Origin of the sequence: Mesorhizobium waimense, from assembly GCF_003601975.1 — a bacterium.
Lineage (GTDB): Bacteria > Pseudomonadota > Alphaproteobacteria > Rhizobiales > Rhizobiaceae > Mesorhizobium > Mesorhizobium waimense.
Genome location: NZ_QZWZ01000009.1, coordinates 68,450 through 90,651, shown reverse-complemented (window position 1 = coordinate 90,651; position 22,202 = coordinate 68,450). Strand labels below are relative to the sequence as shown.

The 22,202-nt window shown below is 63.7% G+C and carries 23 protein-coding genes; 12 read left to right on the top strand and 11 right to left on the bottom strand.

The window, feature by feature from the left end; genetic code table 11:
• Positions 1 to 14 precede the first annotated feature (14 nt).
• From D3227_RS13785 to D3227_RS13775, 3 genes are all read right to left on the bottom strand, one after another.
• Positions 15 to 839: an extensin-like domain-containing protein gene (locus D3227_RS13785; RefSeq protein ID WP_120014656.1), complete on the bottom strand. Its 825-nt coding sequence runs from the start codon at positions 837 to 839 to the stop codon at positions 15 to 17.
• A gap of 121 nt (positions 840 to 960) precedes the next feature.
• Positions 961 to 1,857: an extensin family protein gene (locus tag D3227_RS13780; RefSeq protein WP_167480687.1), complete on the bottom strand. Its 897-nt coding sequence runs from the start codon at positions 1,855 to 1,857 to the stop codon at positions 961 to 963.
• A 109-nt stretch (positions 1,858 to 1,966) separates the two neighbouring features.
• On the bottom strand, positions 1,967 to 2,392 hold the full coding sequence (locus D3227_RS13775; RefSeq protein ID WP_120014654.1) for a DUF3775 domain-containing protein: 426 nt from the start codon (positions 2,390 to 2,392) through the stop codon (positions 1,967 to 1,969).
• A 180-nt stretch (positions 2,393 to 2,572) separates the two neighbouring features.
• Here D3227_RS13775 and D3227_RS13770 point away from each other — a divergent pair, with 180 nt between their 5' ends.
• Both D3227_RS13770 and greA read left to right on the top strand, forming a co-directional pair.
• The gene (locus D3227_RS13770) at positions 2,573 to 3,112 is read left to right on the top strand and encodes a tetratricopeptide repeat protein (protein WP_120014653.1); all 540 of its coding nucleotides are present in this window, start codon (positions 2,573 to 2,575) and stop codon (positions 3,110 to 3,112) included.
• 270 nt (positions 3,113 to 3,382) lie between these two features.
• Positions 3,383 to 3,856, top strand: coding sequence for a transcription elongation factor GreA (gene greA / locus D3227_RS13765; RefSeq protein WP_120014652.1), 474 nt, complete (start codon positions 3,383 to 3,385; stop codon positions 3,854 to 3,856).
• A 232-nt stretch (positions 3,857 to 4,088) separates the two neighbouring features.
• Here greA and waaC read toward each other — a convergent pair whose 3' ends face one another.
• The 3 genes from waaC to rfaD are packed head-to-tail and all read right to left on the bottom strand — an operon-like array spanning position 4,089 to position 6,999.
• A complete protein-coding gene (gene waaC / locus D3227_RS13755; RefSeq protein WP_120014651.1) occupies positions 4,089 to 5,072 on the bottom strand; it encodes a lipopolysaccharide heptosyltransferase I in 984 nt (327 codons plus the stop codon).
• Positions 5,069 to 6,076 (bottom strand): lipopolysaccharide heptosyltransferase II, encoded by a 1,008-nt coding sequence (gene waaF, locus D3227_RS13750; protein ID WP_120014650.1) that lies wholly within the window; start codon positions 6,074 to 6,076, stop codon positions 5,069 to 5,071. The genes waaC and waaF overlap by 4 nt, the downstream gene beginning before the upstream one ends.
• Complete coding sequence (gene rfaD, locus D3227_RS13745; RefSeq protein ID WP_120014649.1) at positions 6,049 to 6,999, bottom strand: ADP-glyceromanno-heptose 6-epimerase; 951 nt, start codon at positions 6,997 to 6,999, stop codon at positions 6,049 to 6,051. The genes waaF and rfaD overlap by 28 nt, the downstream gene beginning before the upstream one ends.
• Positions 7,000 to 7,160: 161 nt before the next feature.
• On the opposite strand from rfaD, the gene D3227_RS13740 reads away from it, so the two are divergent.
• The 4 genes from D3227_RS13740 to D3227_RS13725 all read left to right on the top strand — a co-directional run bounded on the left by D3227_RS13740 (position 7,161) and on the right by D3227_RS13725 (position 10,649).
• Positions 7,161 to 7,793: a LysE family translocator gene (locus D3227_RS13740; RefSeq protein ID WP_120014790.1), complete on the top strand. Its 633-nt coding sequence runs from the start codon at positions 7,161 to 7,163 to the stop codon at positions 7,791 to 7,793.
• A 144-nt stretch (positions 7,794 to 7,937) separates the two neighbouring features.
• On the top strand, positions 7,938 to 9,425 hold the full coding sequence (rfaE1, locus tag D3227_RS13735; RefSeq protein WP_120014648.1) for a D-glycero-beta-D-manno-heptose-7-phosphate kinase: 1,488 nt from the start codon (positions 7,938 to 7,940) through the stop codon (positions 9,423 to 9,425).
• An 8-nt stretch (positions 9,426 to 9,433) separates the two neighbouring features.
• The gene (locus tag D3227_RS13730; protein WP_120014647.1) at positions 9,434 to 10,006 is read left to right on the top strand and encodes a D-sedoheptulose-7-phosphate isomerase; all 573 of its coding nucleotides are present in this window, start codon (positions 9,434 to 9,436) and stop codon (positions 10,004 to 10,006) included.
• Entirely contained in the window at positions 9,999 to 10,649 is a 651-nt protein-coding gene (locus D3227_RS13725; RefSeq protein WP_120014646.1) for a D-glycero-alpha-D-manno-heptose-1,7-bisphosphate 7-phosphatase, read from the top strand. Before D3227_RS13730 ends, D3227_RS13725 begins: the two co-directional genes overlap by 8 nt.
• On the opposite strand, the gene D3227_RS13720 is transcribed toward D3227_RS13725, so the two are convergent.
• Entirely contained in the window at positions 10,636 to 11,115 is a 480-nt protein-coding gene (locus D3227_RS13720) for an Lrp/AsnC family transcriptional regulator (RefSeq protein ID WP_120014645.1), read from the bottom strand. The two genes, D3227_RS13725 and D3227_RS13720, sit on opposite strands and share 14 nt — an antisense overlap.
• A 243-nt stretch (positions 11,116 to 11,358) precedes the next feature.
• On the opposite strand from D3227_RS13720, the gene trxB reads away from it, so the two are divergent.
• Together trxB and D3227_RS13710 are read left to right on the top strand one after the other, a co-directional pair.
• Entirely contained in the window at positions 11,359 to 12,333 is a 975-nt protein-coding gene (trxB, locus tag D3227_RS13715; protein ID WP_120014789.1) for a thioredoxin-disulfide reductase, read from the top strand.
• A gap of 72 nt (positions 12,334 to 12,405) precedes the next feature.
• Entirely contained in the window at positions 12,406 to 13,302 is an 897-nt protein-coding gene (locus tag D3227_RS13710) for a LysR family transcriptional regulator (RefSeq protein ID WP_120014644.1), read from the top strand.
• A 66-nt stretch (positions 13,303 to 13,368) separates the two neighbouring features.
• Here the strand turns inward: D3227_RS13710 and D3227_RS13705 are convergent, their stop codons facing one another.
• The 3 genes from D3227_RS13705 to D3227_RS13695 form a co-directional block, all read right to left on the bottom strand.
• Positions 13,369 to 13,866 (bottom strand): methyltransferase family protein, encoded by a 498-nt coding sequence (locus tag D3227_RS13705; protein WP_120014643.1) that lies wholly within the window; start codon positions 13,864 to 13,866, stop codon positions 13,369 to 13,371.
• 673 nt (positions 13,867 to 14,539) lie between these two features.
• Positions 14,540 to 16,591: an elongation factor G gene (locus tag D3227_RS13700; RefSeq protein WP_120014642.1), complete on the bottom strand. Its 2,052-nt coding sequence runs from the start codon at positions 16,589 to 16,591 to the stop codon at positions 14,540 to 14,542.
• Between the two features lie 240 nt (positions 16,592 to 16,831).
• Positions 16,832 to 17,698, bottom strand: coding sequence for an alpha/beta fold hydrolase (locus D3227_RS13695; RefSeq protein WP_120014641.1), 867 nt, complete (start codon positions 17,696 to 17,698; stop codon positions 16,832 to 16,834).
• 141 nt (positions 17,699 to 17,839) lie between these two features.
• Here D3227_RS13695 and D3227_RS13690 point away from each other — a divergent pair, with 141 nt between their 5' ends.
• Positions 17,840 to 18,388: a methyltransferase family protein gene (locus D3227_RS13690; RefSeq protein ID WP_167480686.1), complete on the top strand. Its 549-nt coding sequence runs from the start codon at positions 17,840 to 17,842 to the stop codon at positions 18,386 to 18,388.
• Between the two features lie 149 nt (positions 18,389 to 18,537).
• Positions 18,538 to 18,933 carry a (R)-mandelonitrile lyase gene (locus D3227_RS13685; protein ID WP_120014788.1) on the top strand — a complete coding sequence of 132 codons (396 nt, stop codon included), beginning with the start codon at positions 18,538 to 18,540 and terminating at the stop codon, positions 18,931 to 18,933.
• A gap of 70 nt (positions 18,934 to 19,003) precedes the next feature.
• On the opposite strand, the gene D3227_RS13680 is transcribed toward D3227_RS13685, so the two are convergent.
• On the bottom strand, positions 19,004 to 20,206 hold the full coding sequence (locus D3227_RS13680; protein WP_120014639.1) for a pyridoxal phosphate-dependent aminotransferase: 1,203 nt from the start codon (positions 20,204 to 20,206) through the stop codon (positions 19,004 to 19,006).
• Positions 20,207 to 20,405: 199 nt separating this feature from the next.
• Here D3227_RS13680 and D3227_RS13675 point away from each other — a divergent pair, with 199 nt between their 5' ends.
• Complete coding sequence (locus tag D3227_RS13675) at positions 20,406 to 21,305, top strand: EAL domain-containing protein (RefSeq protein WP_120014638.1); 900 nt, start codon at positions 20,406 to 20,408, stop codon at positions 21,303 to 21,305.
• Complete coding sequence (locus tag D3227_RS13670; protein ID WP_120014637.1) at positions 21,302 to 22,162, top strand: EAL domain-containing protein; 861 nt, start codon at positions 21,302 to 21,304, stop codon at positions 22,160 to 22,162. Before D3227_RS13675 ends, D3227_RS13670 begins: the two co-directional genes overlap by 4 nt.
• Positions 22,163 to 22,202: the final 40 nt, after the last annotated feature.

The following is a 22,202-nucleotide window of genomic DNA, read 5'->3' as shown; positions in this document are numbered from 1 at the left end:
GCCATCCGTCTGGGTCAGCGGCAGGCGCGGTAGCCGCTCTTGCGGTTCTTTATGTCGAAGTGGAAATGGTTGCGGTGGTCGTAGTTGTAACCGGGACCGAGCACGGTGGTGAAATACTGGCAGCCGTCGGCGCGCACGGTGTTGAGGAAGCCGCGGGTGCGGAAGGCGAACAGGCCGGGCTTGCGTACGTCGATGTCGTCGCCATTGTTGAGCTCGATGCTCATCACGTCGAGCGCGTTGCCCTTGCCGTGCTCCGACAACACACCCTCGCCGGCGATGTTGCGGCAGGAATAGCTGGAGCCCTGGTGGATGGTCTTGACGCCGGAGAAATAGCGCCAGCGAGCGGACGGCACGAGTTCGTTCTTCGTCCAGCCGGCGAAGGTGGCGGCCATGTCGCAGGTCAGCGTCGCGGCGGGTTTCATCTGGATGCTGCCGATGGCCGAGACCTTGACCGGAAAGTCTATGCCGCATTGCCCCTCATGGATCGGCGCAACATCGGTATATGCGACGCGGAGGCGCTTGAGCTCGCTGCGGCAATCGATCTCGCTGGCCGGCATCTGCTCGAGCGGCGACATCGGCTCGTCCATGCGCGGATAGGCGGCGGTCATATAGGGGTTGGAGGGAACGAGGCGCTGCATGCCCTGATATTCCGGGACGGCGGCAGGCACCGCGGCGGTCTGGCTGCCGACATCGACGGCGGGCTGGAGCGAGAAGACGTCTCCTGTGGTGCAGGCCGACACCCCCGCAATCGCAAGCACTGTCGCCAGCCGCCCGACGGCGATGCGCGCATGTTTCTTGTACCGTGCCATGGCAAACATGGCGCCAGATCTTCCGGCCATTGAAAGGCATCCTGTCCCCGGATGGGACAAGTCTAGTCGCCAAGAGTAAAGGAAAAATCAGCGCCGGCGTTCACGGCTGCGGCCAAATTGCGGCGCCCGCTCCCTACACCACGCCATTCGCTCACTGGCAGAAAGTGCCGCCGTGGCGGCGCGGTTCGAGGTCGAAGTGGAAGTGCAGCGAATGGTCGGCGTCGCTGCCCGGGCCAAGCACGGTCTTGAACGGCCCGCAGGCTGCCTTGCGCACCGCGTTCAGGAAATTCCCATCCTTTTCGGGCGGCGCCGGGCCAACTTCGATCTTCTTGCCGTCCGAGAGCGTGAAGCTGGCAATGTCGAGCGCGTTGCCGAAGGCGTGTTCCGACAGCTTTCCACCGTTATGGCGCGGCCGGCAGACGAAGGCGGAGGCCTGGCCGATCGACTTCAGGTCGGAGCTGAATTCGGCTTTCACCGCGGGCTGGACGACATCGGCGACAAAGCGCGCCGACGCCTCGGCCATGGCGCAATTCAGTTCGGGGGCTGGGGCGATCGTGACGGATTTGCCGAGCGTCTTCATGGTGATCGGGTAGGGGATCGAACAGCCGATCTCTTGATCGTGCTCGGCCTTGTGTTCTTCGAAGTCGACGCCCATCGATTTCAGCCGCCTGCGGCAGGCCAGCTCTTCCTCGGGCATTTCCGGGGCGGGAACGGAAGCCGATCTCGGGTCCGGAAGTATCTTTCTCTCCGCTGGTTTCTCCTGCGGTGATTTCTCTGCCGGTGGTTTCTCCGTCGGGCTGGGCGCACTTGCCGGCGGCTCCGCCTGCGACGGCTTTTCGGCAGGCGTGGGTGCAGTCACCGGCGGCTCGGCCGGGCCGGACGGCGCGTTGGTCGGGCGCGGCTCGGGAACCGGAACGTCCGCAGGCCCTGGTTCCGACGTCGGTCCCGGCTGGTTGAGCTCAGGCACTGGCACGGTTTCAGGAAGTTTCGGCGCCTTGGCGAGCGCCGGCCCCGCCAACAGCAACGCCGCCGCCAAAGGCAGCGCCATTCTGTAAAATCCTGGGAGGGTCAGCGCCGCCATCGCCCCCAAACGGCGGGGCGGTGCGGAAGTTGCCTTGGAAAGCGCATTCGTCCGATCACGATCGGTAACCGCAATGTCACGCGCCGATCACTTCCAGGCCTTCCTCCAGCCAGTCGGCGAGCTGCGGCATGCCGAGCAGATATTTCGCCGTGCGCTTGTTGGCACGCTCGCGCGCGGCCGCCAGCGCGTCGGCCCATTCCGATGCCTCGTAGTCGCCCCGGCCGACCCAGGCCAGCGCGACCAGTTCGGCCGCCTCGTCGACATTGAGGTCGTTGATCAGTTCGCGAAATTCCTCCTCGGTGAGGTTTTCCGAACTTTCCTCAGCGAGACCGTCATGGTGATGATTGTCATGCGCATCGCCATCGAGCTCGATTTCATGCTCGGCGCCGTCGGCATAGTCTTCGTTGACGGCAGCGCTCAGCGCCTTCGCCTTGAGGATGAACAGGCGCACGGTGTCCGGGCCGATCGAAAGCTCCCATTCCCTTTCGAGGCGCTGCTGCACGGGCCTTCTCCGCATGCTCCATTGGCCGTTTGCCGGATGATAGCGAATTTACAGCATTCGTCACGTCATCTTCGGTTAGCAAGCGTCAAACTGCAAATGTTGGCGGCCGCTGTTTCTTTCCGGGATGAAACGGCATGGCACCTGCGTTAGTATCGCATTGTCATTCTCAAGGAGGCTTCGATGCGCAGACGTTTGCTGATTCAGGTCATGGCTGTTGCCGCCCTGCCGCTGTTTGCGGCGCCCGCTTTCACGGCTGGTGAAGGCGGCGGCGGCGGCGGCGGTGGCGACACCCCCAAGTGCAAAAAGGGTGAGGTCTGGGACAAGAAGCTGAAGAAGTGTGTCACGCCGAAATACGGCATGCTGGACGACGACAACATCTATGAAGCGGGCCATGATTTGGCGATGGCCGGGCGCTATGACGAGGCGATCGCCGTGCTCAGCCTTGCCGCCAACAAGCAGGATCCGCGCATCCTCAACTATCTCGGCTATTCGCATCGCCATTCCGGCCGCATCACCGTCGGCCTCGGCTATTACGAGGAAGCGCTGCGTATCAACCCCGACTATACGTTGGTGCGGGAATATCTCGGCGAGGCGCATCTGCAGATGGGCGATCTCGCCGGCGCCCGCGAACAGCTCCGCGAAATCGAGAAGCGCACCGGCAAGGGTTCGCGCGAATACGGCATGCTGGCCGACCAGATCGACCATTTCATGCGGAGCTGATTCGATCCGCTAAGCATTGGGCCGGCTGCGGGCGATCGCAGCCGGTTTTTGTTGCCTCCTGCACACTTGCCGCTGCGTAAGGTGCGGAATCGGCGGGGATTTCTTAAAACCCGATTTTTTGGCGTGAAAAACGCGTGAAGATTGCTATATTCAGCCAAATTGCGGTGAAACGGTTCCGTTAGCCCGAGGCTGCCGGACCGTTTTCTTTTTGTACCCATCGACAAGGCTATCCCCGAAACGCGGGGGTGGCGGCAGGAAAGGTCAGGCATCATGAACAAGGTCCCGATGACAGGCGAGGGGTTCGCGTCATTGAAGGAAGAACTGCGCTGGCGCCAGCAGGAAGAGCGGCCGCGCATCATCGAGGCGATCTCCGAAGCGCGCTCGCATGGCGACCTTTCCGAAAACGCCGAATACCATGCGGCGAAAGAGTCGCAGAGCCACAATGAGGGTCGCGTCAACGAACTCGAGGACTTGATCGCGCGGGCCGAGGTGATCGACGTCACAAAGCTCAGCGGCGACAAGGTCAAGTTCGGCGCCACGGTGGTGCTGGTCGACGAGGACACCGAAGAGAAGAAGACCTACCAGATCGTCGGCGACCAGGAAGCGGACGTGAAATCGGGCCGCATTTCGATCTCCTCGCCGATCGCCCGCGCGCTGATCGGCAAGGAAGTCGGCGACGCCATCGAGGTCAATGCACCCGGCGGTGCAAGGGGGTATGAGATCGTCCAGGTGCAGTTTATTTGAGGGTCTGGCTGTTGTCCTGCACTTAGGCAGAAACCTACAATATCAATACGTTGCGCCGCCCCTCATCTGGCTGCCGCTACCTTCTCCCCGTAAACGGGGAGAAGGACGCCGTCATAGACGATTTCGCCAATCACCAGCGTTGCGGCCAGCTTCTTTCTCCGCGTTTACGGGGAGAAATGCCCGGCAGGGCAATGAGGGGCAGCGCTGACCTTTCCGATTGAATTGATCAAAATCAATTCTTGCTGGTCAGGCCAAGCATCTGTCGTTCCATCAGCTTTTCAGCCTCTGCCATCACCTCTCCCGGCGCAACACGTCCGCCGGGGGCGGCCAGAAGCGTCGATGCATATGGCCCGCGCGGACCGGTGAGGCCGGGCTCGGTGGCCAGGAACACCGCGACCGTCGGCAGGCCGAAGGCGCTGGCGAGGTGGGTGAGGCCGGTGTCGGCGCCGATGACAAGCGTCGATCGGCCGATGATTGCGGCGATGACGGCGAGCGGCGATTTCGGCACCAGCACGGTCTGTGGAACAGCCTTGGCGATCGCCTCGACCACCGCCTTTTCAGCTTCGTTCGACCAAGTGACGACCGGCGTCATCTGCCTGTCGACCGCCAGCCGGGCGGTTTCGATCCAGTCCGCCACCGGCCATTTCTTGTCCTCGCGGCTGGTGCCGTGCAGCAGGACAGCGGTTTTGCCGCTGACGCCAGTCAGGCCGTCGGCCGGCGGCACGATGCCGGAGCCGAGCCCGGAAAGATCGGGCTGGTAGCCGAGCGCCATTCCGAAGAGCCGCCTTGTACGCTCGATGGCGTGCAGGTCGCGCGGCACGGCGTAGCGGCGGTCGTAGAACCAGATCGCCGAAGTTTCGCGTGCGCTCGAGCGGTCGAAGCCGGCGATCGGAGCCGCGGCCTGCTTCGCGACCAGGGCCGACTTCAGCAAGCCCTGTGCGTCGATGACAAGGTCGTATTGGCTTGCTCTCAAGGCGCGGCGCAGGCCGGCCGCCTCTTGCCAGGTGGCCCCATTGAGCAGTCTCTTGCGCCAGCGCCTGATCGCGACAGTGTGGATCCTGCCGATTGCCGGGTGCAGGCCAACGATGCCGGCAAAGGCTTCCTCCACGCACCAGTCGAACGACACGTCCGGGCGGTGACGGCGGGCATCCTCGAGCGCCGGAAAGGTATGGATGACATCGCCCATCGAGGAGGTCTTGACGATCAGCACCTTCATGCGGCGGCCGGTATTTCCAGCAGGCGGTCCGCTGCTGCGACGACCTGTCCGACCTCAAGCGTGTTCAGGCAGTTGAGATGGCCGAGCGGACAGATCTTCTGGTGGCAGGGCGAGCACGACAGGCCGAGCCAGACCAGTTCGGAATGTTCCGCCAGCGGCGGCGTATTTGTCGGCGATGTCGAGCCGTAGACGGCGACAATCGGTGTACCGACGGCGGCCGCGACGTGCATCAGGCCGCTGTCGTTCGACACCGCAAGCTTGGCCGCTGATATCAGGTCGATGGCGTCCTCCAGCCGCGTCTTGCCGGCCAGATCGACAGCGCCTGGCGCAAGGGCTGCGATTTCCGCCGTCACGTCGGCGTCGTTCTTCGAGCCGAACAGCGCCACCTTCAGGCCTTTGGCCATCATCTCGCGGGCGAGGCCGGCATAGCTCTCGCTCGGCCAGCGTTTTGCGGGGCCGAATTCGGCGCCGGGCATCAGTGCCACGAATTTCTCTGCCCTCAGCCCGAAGCGTTCGAGCAGGGACGTCTGGTTGCCCGCGTCCACGGTAAGCCTGGGCGCCTGGAACGCGCCGCCCCTTGCAAGGCTGAAATAGGCCTGTGCGGTGCGCCGCTTCACCGCGGCGGGCAGCGGGACGATGTCGGTGAGCAGGCCGTAGCGCATTTCCCTGAGATTGCCGGTGCGGCGCGGAATGCGGGCAAAGAACGGGATCAGCGCCGATTTCCAGCTGCCCGGCAGGACATAGGCCATGTCGTAGCGGCCGCGCAGCAGGCGGCCGAAGCGCCGGCGGATGCGGAATTCGAGCGCGCCGGGTTTCAGCGGGAAGTCGATCTGCTGGCGGATTTCGGGCATGCGCTTGACCAGCGGTGCGGCCCAGGCCGGCGCCAGCACGTCGATGGCGGCGTTCGGATATTGCTGCTTCAGCGCCGAGAACAAGCACTGCGCCATCACCATATCGCCCACCCAGCGTGGGCCGATCACGAGGATCGTTGGGCTTTCAGCCATTCGACATAGTCTCTGACGCCGGTTTCGACGGTGCGGAATTGGCCATTGTAGCCGGCTGCGCGCAAGCGGGACATATCAGCTTGCGTAAAACTCTGGTAGCTGCCCTTGAGATGGTCGGGAAATTCGATGAATTCGACCTCGCCCTTGCCCAGCGTGTCGATCACCGTTTCGGCAATGGCGCGGAAGGGCTGGGCGCGGCCGGTGCCGCAATTGAAGATGCCGCTCGAGCCCCGCTTCCACAGCCACAGATTGACGTCGGCGACATCGCCGACATGGATGAAGTCGCGGCTCTGCTCGCCGGGGCCGAAACCGCCATAGGCGCCGAACAGTTTTGGGTTCTGTCCCCGCTCGACCTGGTTGAACAGATGGAAGGCGACCGAGGCCATGGCGCCCTTGTGCGCCTCGCGCGGTCCATAGACGTTGAAATAGCGAAGACCCGCCACCGGCGAGTGATCGGTGTCGAAAACGGTTCGGCGGACGTAATCGTCGAACAGTTTCTTGGAATAGGCGTAGACGTTGAGCGGCCGCTCATATTGCGGCTCCTCGCGAAACTCGGCGCCGCCGCCATAGACCGAAGCCGAGGAGGCGTAGAGGAAGGGCACGCGCAGCGCCAGGCAGGCATGCAGCAGCCGCTTCGAATAGGCGTAGTTCACCTCCATCATGTACTTGCCGTTCCACTCGGTGGTGGTCGAGCAGGCGCCCTGGTGGAAGACGGCCTCGACGCGGCCGAGCCCGCCATCTTCGAGGCGGGCCAGGAACTCGTCCTTGTCGAGATAGTCGGCGATCTGCAAATCGGCGAGGTTGGCGATCTTGTGGCCGTCGGTCAGGTCGTCGACGACGAGGATGTCGTCATGACCTTCGGCGTTGAGCGCGGCGACGATGTTCGAGCCGATCATGCCGGCGCCGCCCGTGACGATGATCATGTTGCTGGCCCTGGTTTCGCTTGCCGATTCCGGCCTTATAAGGGAGGTGTGCCGGCCTGTCGATAAAGCAGGCAGGCATGAAGAGCGCTCGCCACAGTGGCGCCGCAAAGCTCCCGCTTCAGTCGGCTCGTGCCGCCCAGTGCATAATGAGGGACAAGGCAATGCCGTCGACCGAACTGCTGATCGCCTTTTTCGCCACCACGGCGATCTTCGCCTATATCCCCGGTCCGGCGATGCTCTATGCCGCGGCGCAGACCATGGCGCGCGGGCGTTGGTCCGGCCTGACGGCGGCGCTCGGCATCCATCTCGGCGGCTATGTGCATGTGATTGCCGCCGCTGCCGGTCTGTCCGTGCTGTTCCATGCCGTGCCGCCGCTCTACATGGCGGTCAAGCTGATCGGCGCGCTTTACCTGATCTGGCTCGGCGTCTCGCTGTTTCGCGCCAGGACGCAAGGCGATGCGGCGCTGCCGCTCATCGAGCGGAAGTCGGCTCGCCGCGCCTTCTTCGAGAGCATTACCGTCGAGGTGCTCAACCCGAAGACTGCGATCTTCTTCATGGCGTTCCTGCCGCAGTTCATCGATGCCTCGGCGGCATTCCCGGTGTGGCTGCAGTTCGTCGTGCTCGGAACCATCGTCAACCTGATGTTCTCGTCCGCCGACATTATGTGCGTGTTCCTGGCCGGTGCGATGATTGCACGGCTGCGGCGTTCAGGCCGCGCGCAGCGCATGATGCAGCGGGCGGGCGGGGCCGTTCTGGTCGGGCTGGGCGTGCACGTCGCCCTGCAGAAGAGTTGAGCCATCGGCCATACCTGACCGTGACCCGGACGCCGTTGCGCTGGCTCGAATTGCGGTATATCGGCTTCGCCATGAACGACCGGCCCTGCCAATCGACCTTCGAAACGTTTTCAAAACAGGCTTTTTCCGCGCGTTGCCCGTAACATGATCAAGCACAATCCGCCTTCTCCCGAACCGCTGCACCGCGCCATCGCGCGCTTTGGTGACGTCACCGTTCTGGTGGTCGGCGACTTCATCCTTGACCGCTTCGTCAACGGCGTCATCGAACGCATCTCGCCCGAGGCGCCGATTCCGGTGCTGCACGGGCGCGGCGAGATGCTGGCGATGGGCGGCGCGGGCAATGTCGTCGCCAACATCGTTTCGCTGGGTGCTGCCGCGATCCCCGTCTCAGTCATCGGCACCGATGCGGCCGGCGACAATCTGATGCGGATGCTGGGCGAGCTTGGCACCGATACTGGCGGCCTGGCGCAGGACCGCGACCGCATGACCTCGTCGAAAAGCCGCTTCAGCGCGCTCAACCAGCAGGTGCTGCGCTTCGACGAGGAGGAAGTGAAGCCGCTGGCCGCCGCCGAGCGGACGACCTTGATCCGGCATTTCCGTGCCGCGCTTGCCCGGGCCGACATCGTCATCCTGTCCGATTACGGCAAGGGCATGCTGCTCGATGGCGTCGCCGGCGAACTGATCGCGATCTGCCGCGATGCGGGAAAGCCGGTTCTGGTCGACCCGAAGGGCCGCGACTATGCGCGCTATGCCGGCGCGACGGCGATCACGCCCAACCGCAAGGAACTCGGCGAGGCCGTCGGCCACGCGGTGTTTGCCGATGACGAGATCGTCACGGCCGCGCGTGAGTTGATCTTGGCCAACGATTTCGACTTCGTCGTGGCGACGCGCAGCGAAAAGGGCATGAGCGTCGTCGGTCCCGACGATGCCCGCCACATCGCCACGCAGGCGCGGGAAGTGTTCGACGTGTCGGGCGCCGGCGACACCGTCATCGCGACGTTTGCGCTGGCACTCGCAGCCGGCGCCGACCGTGTCATGGCTGCCTCCATCGCCAACGCCGCGGGCGGTGTGGTGGTGGGTAAGCGTGGTACCGCACGGCTGACGGTCGAGGAACTCACCGGCGCGCTGTTTCGTTCGCACGGACCGACCGCCCACAAGGATGCCATCCTCGACGCCACATCGGCCGCACGCATGGTCGCGGCTTGGAAGGATGAGGGCCTCAGCGTCGGTTTCACCAATGGTTGCTTCGACATCCTGCATGCCGGCCATGTCAGCCTGCTGCACGCTGCGCGCAGCCAGTGCGACCGGCTGGTGCTTGGCCTCAACAGCGATGCCTCGGTGCGCCGGCTGAAAGGCCCGGGACGCCCGGTCAACGACCAGCACGACCGCGCCTGCGTGCTCGCCGCCCTTGCTTCGGTCGATGCCGTCGTCGTCTTCGAGGAGGACACGCCGCTGGCGCTGATCGAAGCCTTGCTGCCCGACATACTGGTCAAGGGTGCCGACTATACGGTCGATACCGTGGTCGGCGCCGACGTGGTGCAGAAGGCGGGCGGGCGCGTTGTGCTGGTCGATCTCGTCGCCGGCAAGAGCACCACCGGCACCATCGGCAGACTGCGCGCCAGTACAAACTGAGGATATCCATGTCCCAACTGAACGACTACCTGGCCCGCTCGGCGGCCGCGATCTCGGCGATGGTCGAGCGTGATCTTACCGGCGAGATGGAACGGGCGGTGAGTGCCGTCGTTACGGCGCTTTCCCAGGGCAAGGCCTTGCTGATCTGCGGCAATGGCGGCTCGGCGAGCGATGCCATCCACATCGCCGGCGAACTGGTCGGCCGTTTTCTGAAAGAGCGCAAGGCCTACAACGTGATTGCGTTGCCGGCCAACGCGGCGGTGCTGACCGCCTGGGGCAATGACTACGGCTTCGACACGGTGTTCTCGCGCCAGGTCGAGGCGCACGGGTCTGAGGGCGCGGTGCTGCTCGCCATCTCGACCAGCGGCAATTCGCCGAGCATCCTTGCCGCCGCCGAGCAGGCGCGCAAGATGGGCATGACGGTGATCAGCATGACCGGCGCCACCGGCGGCAAGCTGAAGCCGCTGACGGACATCCTGCTCAACGTGCCCTCGACCTCGACGCCGATCATCCAGCAAGGGCATGTGTGCCTCTACCACCATCTGTGCGAGGTCGTCGAAGCCCGTCTCAGCGATGGCTGAGGCCACCGTGAACCCTTATCCACTGGCGGAGCCGGGGCTGTGGGTGGAGCGGATCGGCAGCAAGGTTTTCCCGGTGGGTACACCGGCGCTGTTCCTCGACCGCGACGGTACCATCAACATCGATACCGACTATCCCAGTGATCCAGCCGAGATCGTGCTACGCGACGATATCGTGCCTGTCGTCGAGGCGGCCAACCGGGGCGGGTTCCCGGTCGTCGTCGTCACCAATCAGTCCGGTATCGCGCGCGGTTATTTCGGCTGGAGCGAGTTCGCCGCCGTCAACGGCCGTTTGCTCGACCTGCTTTGCGAAAGGGGCGGTTTCGTCGATATGGTCATCGCCTGCGCCTACCACGACGCAGGAACTGGGCCGCTGGCGGTCGCCAACCATCTAATGCGCAAGCCCAATCCGGGCATGCTGCTCGAGGCGGCAACGCGCCTTGACCTTGATCTCGGTCGCTCGCTGATCGTCGGCGACAAGCTGGCCGACATGGAAGCAGGGCGCCGTGCCGGCCTGTCGTGCGGCTGGCTGGTCGATGGTGATGCCTCCGAGCAGGCAGGGTTCAAGGTTTCGCCGCTGCGCGACCGCGAAGATCTGGGCGGATTGCTGGCCGCTGTCGAGACGCTTGGCGTCAAGACGCGCTGAACGCCACCAGGCCCTCATCCTTGACCCGGCGGATCGTCAGCGCGGTGCGCACCGTGTCGACATTCGGCGCCGAGGCTAGCTCCTCGATGACGAAGGTCTGGAAGGTACCGAGATCGCTTGCCACGCAATGTAGCAGGAAATCGGATTCGCCCGATACCATCCAGGCGTCGCGCACGATCGGCCAGCCGCGGGTGCGCTCGGCAAAGGTCTTGAGCTCGTTGTCGGCCTGGTGATGCAGGCCGATCAGGCAGAAGGCGACGACATCCATGCCGAGCGCCGGGGCGTTGAGCAAAGCGCGGTAGCCGCGGATGATGCCGATCTCTTCCAGCCGACGGACTCGGCGCAGGCAGGGCGGCGCCGATATGCCGACACGGCTCGACAGTTCGACATTGGTCATGCGTCCGTCGTTTTGAAGTTCGCGCAGAATTTTCCAGTCGATGGCGTCGAGGTCGGCTTTGAGCGGCATTGTCGGCTTTCCCCGCGCGCAAGAATCTTTCGTGATTTCTAATTAGACTCCGGGATGCATTCCATCCCTCTGCCGACGATTTTTGATCCCGGCCCAGATATTGCCGGATATGCCGGCGCCGAAGCTTTCCGGGGACGAAGGCCAACTTGCCTTGCTGGCGTCGCGGGCAGCACTTACATTACGCGCGACATCAGGCGTGATTTCCATGCCGCAATCCCTGGCTGCCCTCCACAGAGGCTCTTCATGACCACCAAACACGCGCCTGTTCTCATCATCGGTTCCGGACCCGCCGGCTATACGGCGGCGATCTATGCCGCCCGTGCCATGCTGAAACCCATGCTGGTCGCCGGCCTGCAGCAGGGCGGTCAGCTGATGATCACCACCGATGTCGAAAACTATCCGGGCTTTGGCGATCCGATCCAGGGCCCGTGGCTGATGGAACAAATGTTGAAGCAGGCCGAGCATGTCGGCACCGATATCATCAACGACATCATCACCGAGGTCGATCTCAATGTGCGGCCGTTCCGCGCCAAGGGCGATTCCGGCACCACCTACACCGCCGATGCGCTGATCATCGCTACCGGCGCGCAGGCCAAATGGCTGGGCATCCCGACCGAACAGACCTTCATGGGCTTTGGCGTGTCGGCCTGCGCCACTTGCGACGGCTTTTTCTATCGCGGCAAGGATGTCGCGGTGATCGGCGGCGGCAATTCGGCGGTGGAAGAGGCGCTCTATCTCTCCAACCTGGCGAAGAGCGTGACGGTCATTCACCGGCGCGGCGATTTCCGCGCCGAGCGCATCCTGCGCGAGCGGCTGTTCAAAAAGGAGAATGTCCGCGTCATCTGGGACACCATCGTCGATGAGATCACCGGCCAGCCCGGCAGGGCGCCGCTGCCGCCTTCGGTGGAAGGGCTGAAGCTGCGCAACATCGCGACCGGCGAGGTGACGCAGCTGAAGGTCGATGGCGTGTTCGTGGCGATCGGCCATGCGCCGGCGGTCGAACTGTTTACCGGCAAGCTGAAGCAGAAGCCGAATGGCTATCTGTGGACGGCGCCGGATTCGACACGCACCGACGTGCCCGGCGTCTTCGCGGCGGGCGACGTCACCGACGACATCTACCGCCAGGCAGTGACGGCTGCCGGGCTCGGCTGCATGGCTGCGCTCGAGGCGGAAAAGTATCTCGCCGGCATCGAGGTTCACCGCGAGGCGGCTGAGTAACGAAGCGGCTTGAGAAAAGTCGTTTAAAAGCCTGATTTTTCATTCAGACGCCAAAACAGAGCGAGGGGAATCATGGCGCTGGACTGGGACAAGCTACGCGTGTTTCACGCTGCGGCGGAGGCGGGGTCGTTCACCCATGCCGCCGAGACCCTGCACCTGTCGCAATCGGCGATCTCGCGGCAGGTCAGCGCGCTGGAGCACGACGTCGGCGTGCCGCTGTTCAACCGTCACGCCCGTGGCCTGGTGCTGACCGAACAGGGCGAGATGCTGTTCCGCACGGCGCATGACGTGCTGATGAAGCTGGAGACGATCAAGTCGCGGCTGACCGAGGCCAAGGACCGGCCGTCCGGCATGCTTCGGGTCACGACCACGGTGGGCCTGGGTGCCGGCTGGCTGACCGAACGCGTGCAGGAATTTATCGAGCTCTATCCAGAGATCAGCCTGCAGCTGATCCTCGCCAATGAGGAACTCGACCTCACCATGCGCCAGGCCGATTGCGCCATCCGGCTGCGCCAGCCGCAGCAGCCGGATCTTATCCAGCGCCGTCTGTTCACCGTGCATTTCCATCTCTATGCCTCGCCGGCCTATGTCGCCAAGCACGGCCAGCCGGCCTCGGTCGCCGAACTGAGGACGCATCGCATCGTGACGTTCGGCGTGCCGGTGCCGTCGCATCTGTCGGAGTTGAACTGGCTGGAGACCGTCGGCGATTTTGAGGGTGGGCAAAGGGTGCCGACGCTGCAGATCAACGACATCCTTTCGATCAAGCGCGCCGTGCAGGGCGGCGCCGGCATCGCCATGCTGCCCGACTACGTGATCAACAAGGACTCAGGCCTGGTGCAGTTGCTGCCGGAGACCGAAGTGCCGTCCTTTGACACCTACTTCGCCTATCCCGATGCGATGAAGAACCAGGCGAAGCTGCACGTGTTTCGCGATTTTATCATTGCGAAGGCGCGCAGTTGGTCCTTCTGAGGGTATGCCGATATTTAGGTGATGCCGGCCTGACCTGAATGTCGACATGCCCTGAAACAACGTGGCTCACCCCCGCCACGGCGTCAGGCGAGGCAGCCAGCCGGGGACGGCGCGGCGGTAGGCTTCGTATTCCGGGCCATAGCGGCGGGCAAGCGTCGGTTCCTCGTAGAGCCTGACGAACGAGACCATGGCCGCGGCGACGACGCCGCCGTAGGCGAAGACGGCCGAGCTCGAAAACAGCAGCGCCTGGCCGAGGATGATCGACAGCACCGCCACGTACATCGGGTTGCGGACATGGCGGTAGATGCCGCCGACGACCAGTCTTTCGGTCGGCGCCACCGGGGCCGGCGTGCCCAGCCCCTCGAGTGCGAAGCGGGCGAAGGAATGGAGCAGCAGGGCTGCTGCAGCGAGGATCAGGACCCAGCCGACCGGGGCAAGGCCCGGCAGTGTCGACAGCGGCAGGCGGTAGCGATCCGTCAACAGCCAGGGCATCACGCCCGCAACGGCGCCGGGCGCTGCGATGAGGAACAATGCGCTGCCGGCGATTGCCTGAATCGTGCGCATCACGAACTCCTGCCGTAGAATTGAACGGGCGCTGCCCGATTCCGCATCATCGGACAGTTTCTGTTTCCTGGAGGCAAAAAGGCGCAGGTTCGGCGTTCCGCAACGGGGTTTGGCCGCGAAATCATTGTCACTTCAGGCGATTTTCCTGGTCCTATCGAGCCCGGGAACGGGTTGGACCACAGCCTGCGTCTTTTTGCATGCGTGTGTTGCAAAATAGATGCTTGTTTCTTGGGCATGATGAGCACATATATAGATCATCTCCTGGGCGCGTTCTCCTCCCATTAGCGCCCTCGAGTGTTCCCCTCTGGAGGTTAGCCTTAATCGGCACTTCCAATCAAACTCAGCCGGATCTTTATTGATCCGGCTTTTTTGTTGCCCGAAGTCCACTGCGCTCGAAAAAAGTCGATCGGCACTGCCACGTAACAGTGACATGTAACCTCTGGTAACATGGCGCAGACGCACTCCATCGATTAAGCAGATCATAGGACGCGGTTGGCTCGTCCGGGAGATGGGGGCATCACTCGGACGGACCGGGCTCAGGCGGCTACCGCGTCCGAACCATTTTTATCCGTCAGCCAACGGCGGAGCGATGCGGCGGACGTGCCGTTTGCCTCCCAGGAGACGGTCCGCAATAGACGGCGTCCGGAACACCCGGGCGCCGTTTTTTGCTTTCTCACGCCGCCTTGCCGCTGGTGTTCATCGCCTCGTCGGCCAGACGCCCGGTGAGTTCGGCCATATGGTCGAACACGGCGCGGTAGCTGGCCACGCCCGCCGTTGCCGAGCGCAACTCGATGATCAGGTCGCCGATCTCCGCCTGCGGCATGGTTGCTTCGACGACATCCCATCCCGGCCAGTCGGGCCGGGCGTCATAGCCAAGAATCTGGCCACGCCGCTGCGGGATGAGCGCGATGATCTTCGAGGTCGCTTCGGACGGCGTGACGATCTCGACCTTCATCACCGGCTCGAGCAGCACCGGCGAGCAGGCGGCCATGCCTTCCTTCATCGCCAGCTTGGCGGCCATCTGGAAGGCCATGTCCGAGGAATCGACGGCATGGTAGGAGCCGTCGGACAGGTTGACGGCGACGTCGACCACCGGGAAGCCGAGCGGGCCGGATTTCAGATAGTCGCGTATGCCCGTCTCGACCGACTGGATATAGGTCTTCGGCACGACGCCGCCGGTGATCGTGTCGCTGAACTGGAAACCCGAGCCGCGCGGCAGCGGCTTGATCTCGATCACCACATCGCCGAACTGGCCGTGGCCGCCGGACTGCTTCTTGTGGCGGCCGCGCTGCTGCGCCTGCTTGCGGATCGTCTCGCGGTAGGGCACGGCCGGTGTGTGGCCCTCGACCGGAATCTGGTTCTTGCCTTCGAGCCGCTCGCGCACGACACGCAGATGCATCTCGCCATGCCCCGACAGCACAGTCTCGGCGGAATCCTGGTTGTGGCTCAAGCTAAGCGAGGGATCCTCCTCGGCAAGACGCTGGATGGCCGCCGACATCTTGACCTCGTCCTTGCGTTCCTTCGGCCGTAGCGCAAAGGCGAAGACCGGTTGCGGTGGCGTAAGCGTGGCCAGCGGCTTGATGCCGCCCTTGGCCAAACTCAGCGTCTCGCCGGTCTTGACGTTGTCGAGCTTGCCGAGCGCGACGGTGTCGCCGGTCTTTGCGATGGCGAGCTTGGACTGGTCCTTGCCGAGCATCTTGTAAATGCCGGACACCTTTGCCGTTTCGCCGCTCGACAGGAAAAGCTCGGCGGCGTCGGCGACCTGGCCGGAGAGCACGCGCGAGACCGAGAGCTTGCCGCCATGCGCGGTGTGGATCGTCTTCATCACCTGGACCACCGTCTGATTGCCGTCGGGGGCGCCCAGGCGTTTGCGTGTCGCCTCGACGTCGGGCGCATCATGGCGGATCGCCTTCAGCAGACGCAGCACGCCATTGCCCTTCTCGGCGGTGCCGATGAGCACCGGCGTCACTATGCCTTCACGCAGGTCGGCCGCAAGGTCGTCGAAGATTTCGTCCTTCGGCGGTTCGATCTCTTCGAGCAGTTGCTCCATGAGCTGGTCGTCATGGTCGGCGAGGGTCTCCAGCATGGAAAAGCGCGCCTCGAGTTCACGCGCCTTGTCGTCACCCGGGATGTCGGCAACCTCGCTTTCGGCATACTCGCGATAAATGTAGGCGCGCTCCAGCGCCAGGTCGATCGAGCCGATGACGACGCTGTCCTTGCGCAGCGGAATCTGGCGCAGCAGCAGCGGCACCGAGCTTGCCGGCTGCAGCATCTTCAGCGTGTCGCGCACGCCTGCGATCGCCTTGTCGACCTTGTTCAGGAACAGGATGCGCGGCACGCCGAGATCGTCGAGCTTGCGCATGATGAGCTGCAGGGCAGGGATCTTCTTTTCATCGGCTTCTGCGACGACCACGGCGACGTCGCAGGCGGCGAGCACAGGCTCGGCCTCGAACGAGAATTCGATGGAGCCGGGACAATCGACGAAGGTAAGCTGCTCGCCCATGAATTCGGTGGTGGCAAAGGTCGCCTCGACGCTCATGGCATGGGCGCGGGCCTCGGGCGAATGATCGGAAACGGTGCTTCCCGACGAAACGGGATTCTGGCGGGGAATGGCGCCCGTGCGGGCGAGTATGGCTTCGAGAAGTGTCGTTTTACCGCTTGCGAAGGGACCGACTATGGCAATGCATTTCGGTCCCGTGCGTCGTCCTCCGGCGCGAGTACCCATGGCTGACCTCCACTCAGGCGTTTCCCTGGGAGCGGCGGCCGGCCTGTACGGCCGTCGCGGGCGGGGGTTCTTTTCGTTTCGCCACCTGCCCGAGGGTATCGTCCCACGGGTTTGCGGGGAGGGCAAGGAAAATAGGAAATTCGCCGGTTTTGGACGTCTCAGGCGATGCGGGCGAGCGACTTGAGCGCGGTTGCCCTGATGCTCGCTAGGTTGGCGCTCATCAATCCACGACGCGGGCGTTCAGCCGGCCTGGCTTCGGCGCTGCTTCACCTGGGCATCGTCTGCGCTCTGCGCCTCGACTGCGTCGCCGAAGCGCGACAGCATCGGGTTGAACAGATCCGGGCGCTCCCAGAAAGGGGCGTGTCCGGCGCCGGGGACGACATGGCAACGTTCCCACAGCGCGCCGTAGTGCAGCGTGTCGAAGTAGCTGAGCCGGACAAACGGATCGTTTTCGCCGTTGACGATCGCAACCGGGAACGCGGCCTGCTCGACCACCTGCCTCTGGTCGGCGCCGTCGCCGCTCATCATGCTGCGCGTCACCGTGGCGCGCAGCTTGCCGTCCGCGCGCAGTATGGCCTGGCGGAACGATGGGCTGGCGCTGTCGCCGAAGCACAGCGTCTCGAAACGCTCGGCATCGCGCTCCGAGTAGATTTTCTTGGAGGCAAGCAGCATGTCCCAGTGCGCATGGAAGCCGCGCAGCATGCCGAACAGCCCTTTCGACACAGGCGGAGCGCCGGTCAGCATCAGTCCGCTGACAGCCGGATGGAAACCCGCGAGCTCCATGGCGACATGGCCGCCGAGCGACCAGCCGAAGACGATGGCATGGCCGATGGCCAGACGGTCGAGGAGCTCACCCGCCGATCGAGCCAGGCCGGCGATCGTGTAGGCTGTCGCCGGATCGTGAGCGTCCGAGGATCCGCCATGGCCGGGAAGGTCGAAAGCGATCAGCCGGTGGGCATCGGCGAGCGGGCTGTCGAACTGCCGCGCGAATACGGCGCGCGAACTGCCCGAGCCATGGATCATCAGGATCGGCATGCCAAGGCCCGACGATTCGCTGAGGCGCAAATCGGCCAGTGATGTGCGGATCGTGCGCTCGGCAACGGCCATGCTGGATTGAACCTCTGGATTGCGTGGCCGGCAACATCTCACAGCGGGGTCTACACCACCTTTAAGTTTCTGGTTAAGAAAGGATTTATCGGGGGCAACCGGTTATAGTGGCCGAATCCTTGGTGAACGATGGGGGTGGTGATGGAACGCGGGCTCGATCTTCTTCTCTCGATCAGCAGCATTGCAACGGTCGGCCAGTATCTCTGGTCGATGCGCGCCCATTTCCAGGCGACTACCATGTCTGCGGGCGCGATGGTGATTTCGGCGGTCGTGGCCGCTACCGCACTGTTCTTTCTGGCGATACTCTGGATCCTGCCGCAGCCGCCGGCGGCGTTGATTGTCGGGCTGGCAATCCAGTTGATCAGCTCTGCCCTGTTCTGGTGGGCGATCTCGACGTCGCGCAAGGCGCGGCTGCGCTTTGCGTTTGCCCAGGACAATCCCCACAGCCTGGTGACCGACGGTCCGTTCGGCTATGTCCGCCATCCGTTCTACACATCCTATATCATCTTCTGGATCGGATGGGGCATCGCCACCTGGTCGATCCTGGCGGTGGTGCCGGTTGCCGGGATAATCGTGATCTATGTGATCGCGGCGCTGGACGAAGAGAAGAAATTTTCGCGCACCGAACTGGCCGACGCCTATGCGGCCCACCGCAAGCGAGCCGGGCTGTTCTGGCCGCGGCTGGGATAACGCTGCCGCAATATCCGTGACTGCCGCTCGCTGGACGGTGTCGAGCAGGCGTTGCGCCGCAGCCGATATCGGACGAAAGTGCCGCTGGCTTCCATGATCGGCGACACAGGACCGGTGGTTGCCGCGCCATCAGCTTGAGGATCGAGACCATGAAGATCATTGCCTGCGGCAGCGTGCCGACCATTATCGCTCCGGACAAATATTTCACCGGCCGCGTGCTACAGACACTGATCATCGAGAAGGAAGCGCCGGCACGGCTCAGGGCCACCCTGGTCAGCTTCGAGCCGGGCGCACGCACCCACTGGCACACGCACCCGCTTGGCCAGACGCTCTATGTCACATCCGGCGCCGGCCGCGCGCAGACATGGGGCGGCCCGATCCAGGAGATCAAGGCCGGCGACGTCATCTCGTTCGATCCCGGCGAAAAGCACTGGCATGGCGCCGGCGTGCAAGCGGCGATGACGCATGTCGCCATGCAGGAGGCGCTGGACGGCGTGCATGCCGACTGGCTGGAGCAGGTCACCGACGAGCAATATGGCAGTTAATATCTTATTGTTTCGAAACAAAAAACCCGGCCGCGGGCCGGGTTTTTCATTGCAATAGTGCTATGCCCGATCAGGTCAGCGAGGCGGTGAAACGCTGGATGCGGGTGCAGGCCTCCTCCAGCAAGGCCTCCGAGGTGGCGTAGGAGATGCGGAAATTCGGGCCGAGGCCGAAGGCCGAGCCGAACACCACCGCCACGCCTTCCGCCTCAAGCAGTTCCGAGCAGAAGGTCTCGTCGGTGTCGATCACCTTGCCGGCCTTCGTCGCCTTGCCGATCAGCTGCGCACAGGACGGATAGACATAGAAGGCGCCTTCCGGCGACGGGCATGTGATGCCGCGCGCCTGGTTGAGCATCGAAACGACGAGGTCGCGCCTCCCTTGAAAGATCGCCTTGTTTTTGGCGATGAAGTCCTGCGGACCGTTCAGTGCTTCCACCGATGCCCATTGCGCGATGGTGCAGGCGCCCGAGGTCTGCTGGCCCTGGATCATGTCCATCGCTTTGATTAGTGGCACCGGGCCCGCCGCATAGCCGATGCGCCAGCCGGTCATGGCATAGGCTTTCGACACGCCGTTCATGGTCAGCGTGCGCTCGTAGAGCTTCGGCTCGACCTCGGCGATGGTCTTGAAGACGAAATCGCCATAGGTCAGGTGCTCGTACATGTCGTCGGTCAGCGTCCAGACATGCGGATGCTTCAACAGCACGTCGGCCAGCGCCCTGAGTTCGGCTTCCGTGTAGGCGGCGCCGGACGGGTTCGACGGTGAGTTCATCAAGAGCCATTTGGTCTTCGAGGTGATCGCCTTTTCCAACACGTCGGCCGTCAGCTTGAAGCCGTTGTCGATCGAGGTGTCGGTAAAGACGGACGTGCCGCCGCAGATCGCCACCATCTCGGGGTAGCTGACCCAGTAGGGGCGGGGGATGATGACCTCGTCGCCGGGGTTCAGCGTCGCCATGAAGGCATTGAACAGGATCTGCTTGCCACCGGTGCCGACGATGGTCTGCTCCGGCCGGTAGTCGAGATTGTTCTCGCGCTTGAATTTCTTGGCGATCGCCTCACGCAGCGGCGCGATGCCGGAAACCGGCGGATACTTGGTCTCGCCGCGGCGGATCGCCTCGATCGCCGCGTTCTTGATGTTGTCGGGCGTATCGAAATCCGGCTCGCCGGCGCCCAGCCCGATCACATCGCGACCGGCATTTTTCAGCTCGCGCGCTTTCTGCGTCACCGCGATGGTCGCGGAAGGCTTTACGCGGGAAAGGGCGTCGGCAAGAAAGGCCATGACCAGATATCTCCAGGGACGGTCGGCGCGGCCAGGAGCGGCCGCGGCGCTTCTCTTGTCGCATCATGCCGGCAAGCGCAAGCATTGTCGGATGAGCCAGACCTCAAATCCGCGGCAACAATAAATTCATCAACGGGCGGTAGAACCTTGAGCGGCAGGATCGCAACCCAATTCCGCCAGTCTTGCGGAGCGAGGAACCGTGTCACGTAACATCGGGCTTGCCCACATCATCCGTCATGATGACGGCACCTCCAGCGGTGTCTGGGGCATCTATACGCTGCAGAGCGCCTTCCAGCCGATCTTCGCCTTCAAGGAAGGCAAGTTGTCGGTCGTCGCATTCGAGGGGCTTATCCGGCCGTTTTGTGATGGCGAGACGCAGCCGCCGATGAGCTTCTTCAGCACCTGTCCGGCGGCCGACCGCCTGCACATCGAGGCGCTGACCAGGACGCTGCATCTGCTCAATGCCGGCGCCTGCCTGCCGGAAGAGGCATCGATCTTCATCAATTTCGACCCGTCGGTGTTCAGCGACCGCGCCATTGCCGACATGGCGCTGCGCGATATGAGGCTGGTGCTGCATGAAGCCGGCATCGACCCGCGTCGCATCGTCTGCGAGGTCACCGAGCAGAAGTCGGCATCGCAGGAAACCCTCTACAGTTTCGTCGAGGCGCTGAGAGCCAGCGGCTTTCGTATCGCGGTCGACGACTACGGCGCCGACGATTCCGACATCAACCGCATCAAGGAACTCAGGCCCGACATCGTCAAGTTCGACGCGCACTGGATCACGCAGCTGATGGAGTCGGGCGCCGGCTTTGCGCTGTTGACCGCCATGGTGACGAGCTTCGAACAGCAAGGCATCCGCACGGTGTTCGAAGGTATCGAGGAAGGCTGGCAGCTCGAGCTGGCGGAAAAATCCGGCGCTTCGATGGTGCAGGGTTTCGTGCTGGCGCGGCCGGAGCTCGCCCCGACCAGTTTTCGCGCTTTCGGCAAGGACGTACAGGCGCAGGCGACAGACAGCACGGCCAAGGCACCCGCCAGCCCGGCCGTGACGCCCTCGGGTCGGCCAGCGGCGCGGGTGTTTGGGCGCAAGGTGGCGCCGTGAGCGGGCGGCCGGACAGGCGGCGTAATGCCGCTGATGCGATCTTTGCCGACGAGGTCGGCATCGAGTATGGCGTCTACGGCGCCTTCCGGCTGCGAAGCGCCTATCAGCCGATCTTCACGCCGCGCAGCGGAACGCTGACCGCGGTTGCTGTTGAAGGGCTGATCGAGCCGCACCGCGCCGGCAGGCCGGTTGCCCCGCCGGTGTTCTTCGACGGCATTGCGGCGGCGGATCGCCTGTTCGTCGAGACGATGTGCCGGATGCTGCATCTGAGGAACTTCCGCAACATCGGCGTCGAAGGGCTCGACCTGTTCTTCAACTACAATCCGCTGATCAACGACCATCCCGGTCGCGCACTGGCCGAAATCCGGCTGATGACCAGGCATCTCGGCGACTTCGACCTCCATCCAGGCATGCTGGTCTGCGAGATCACCGAGCAGGCGGCGGACGACAAGGTGCTTGTCAGCCTGGTCCATGAAATGCGCCGCCACGGCATCCGCATCGCCATTGACGATTTCGGCACCGGACATTCGACCGAGGAACGGATTGCGCTGCTTTCGCCCGACATCGTCAAGATCGACGGCACGTGGTTTGCGCAATTCTGCCGCCATGCCGCTGCCGAACGCTTCTTCCGGCCGCTTGTCTCGATGCTGCACGATCGCGGCGCCAAGGTGCTGGTCGAAGGCATCGAGCAATCGGTGCATCTGCGCGTGGCGCTCGACGGTGGTGTGGACCTGCTGCAGGGATTCCACCTCGCTCGGCCGGCGCTGGCCGGCACGATCTTCAACGAGGAGCCGCTTTCCATCGAGGCGCTGCTCGGCATGGACAACAAGGTCGTGCCGTTGCATCAGCGGCGCTGATGGGAACGCCAAAACAAATCACTGGATGACCTCGTCTGCG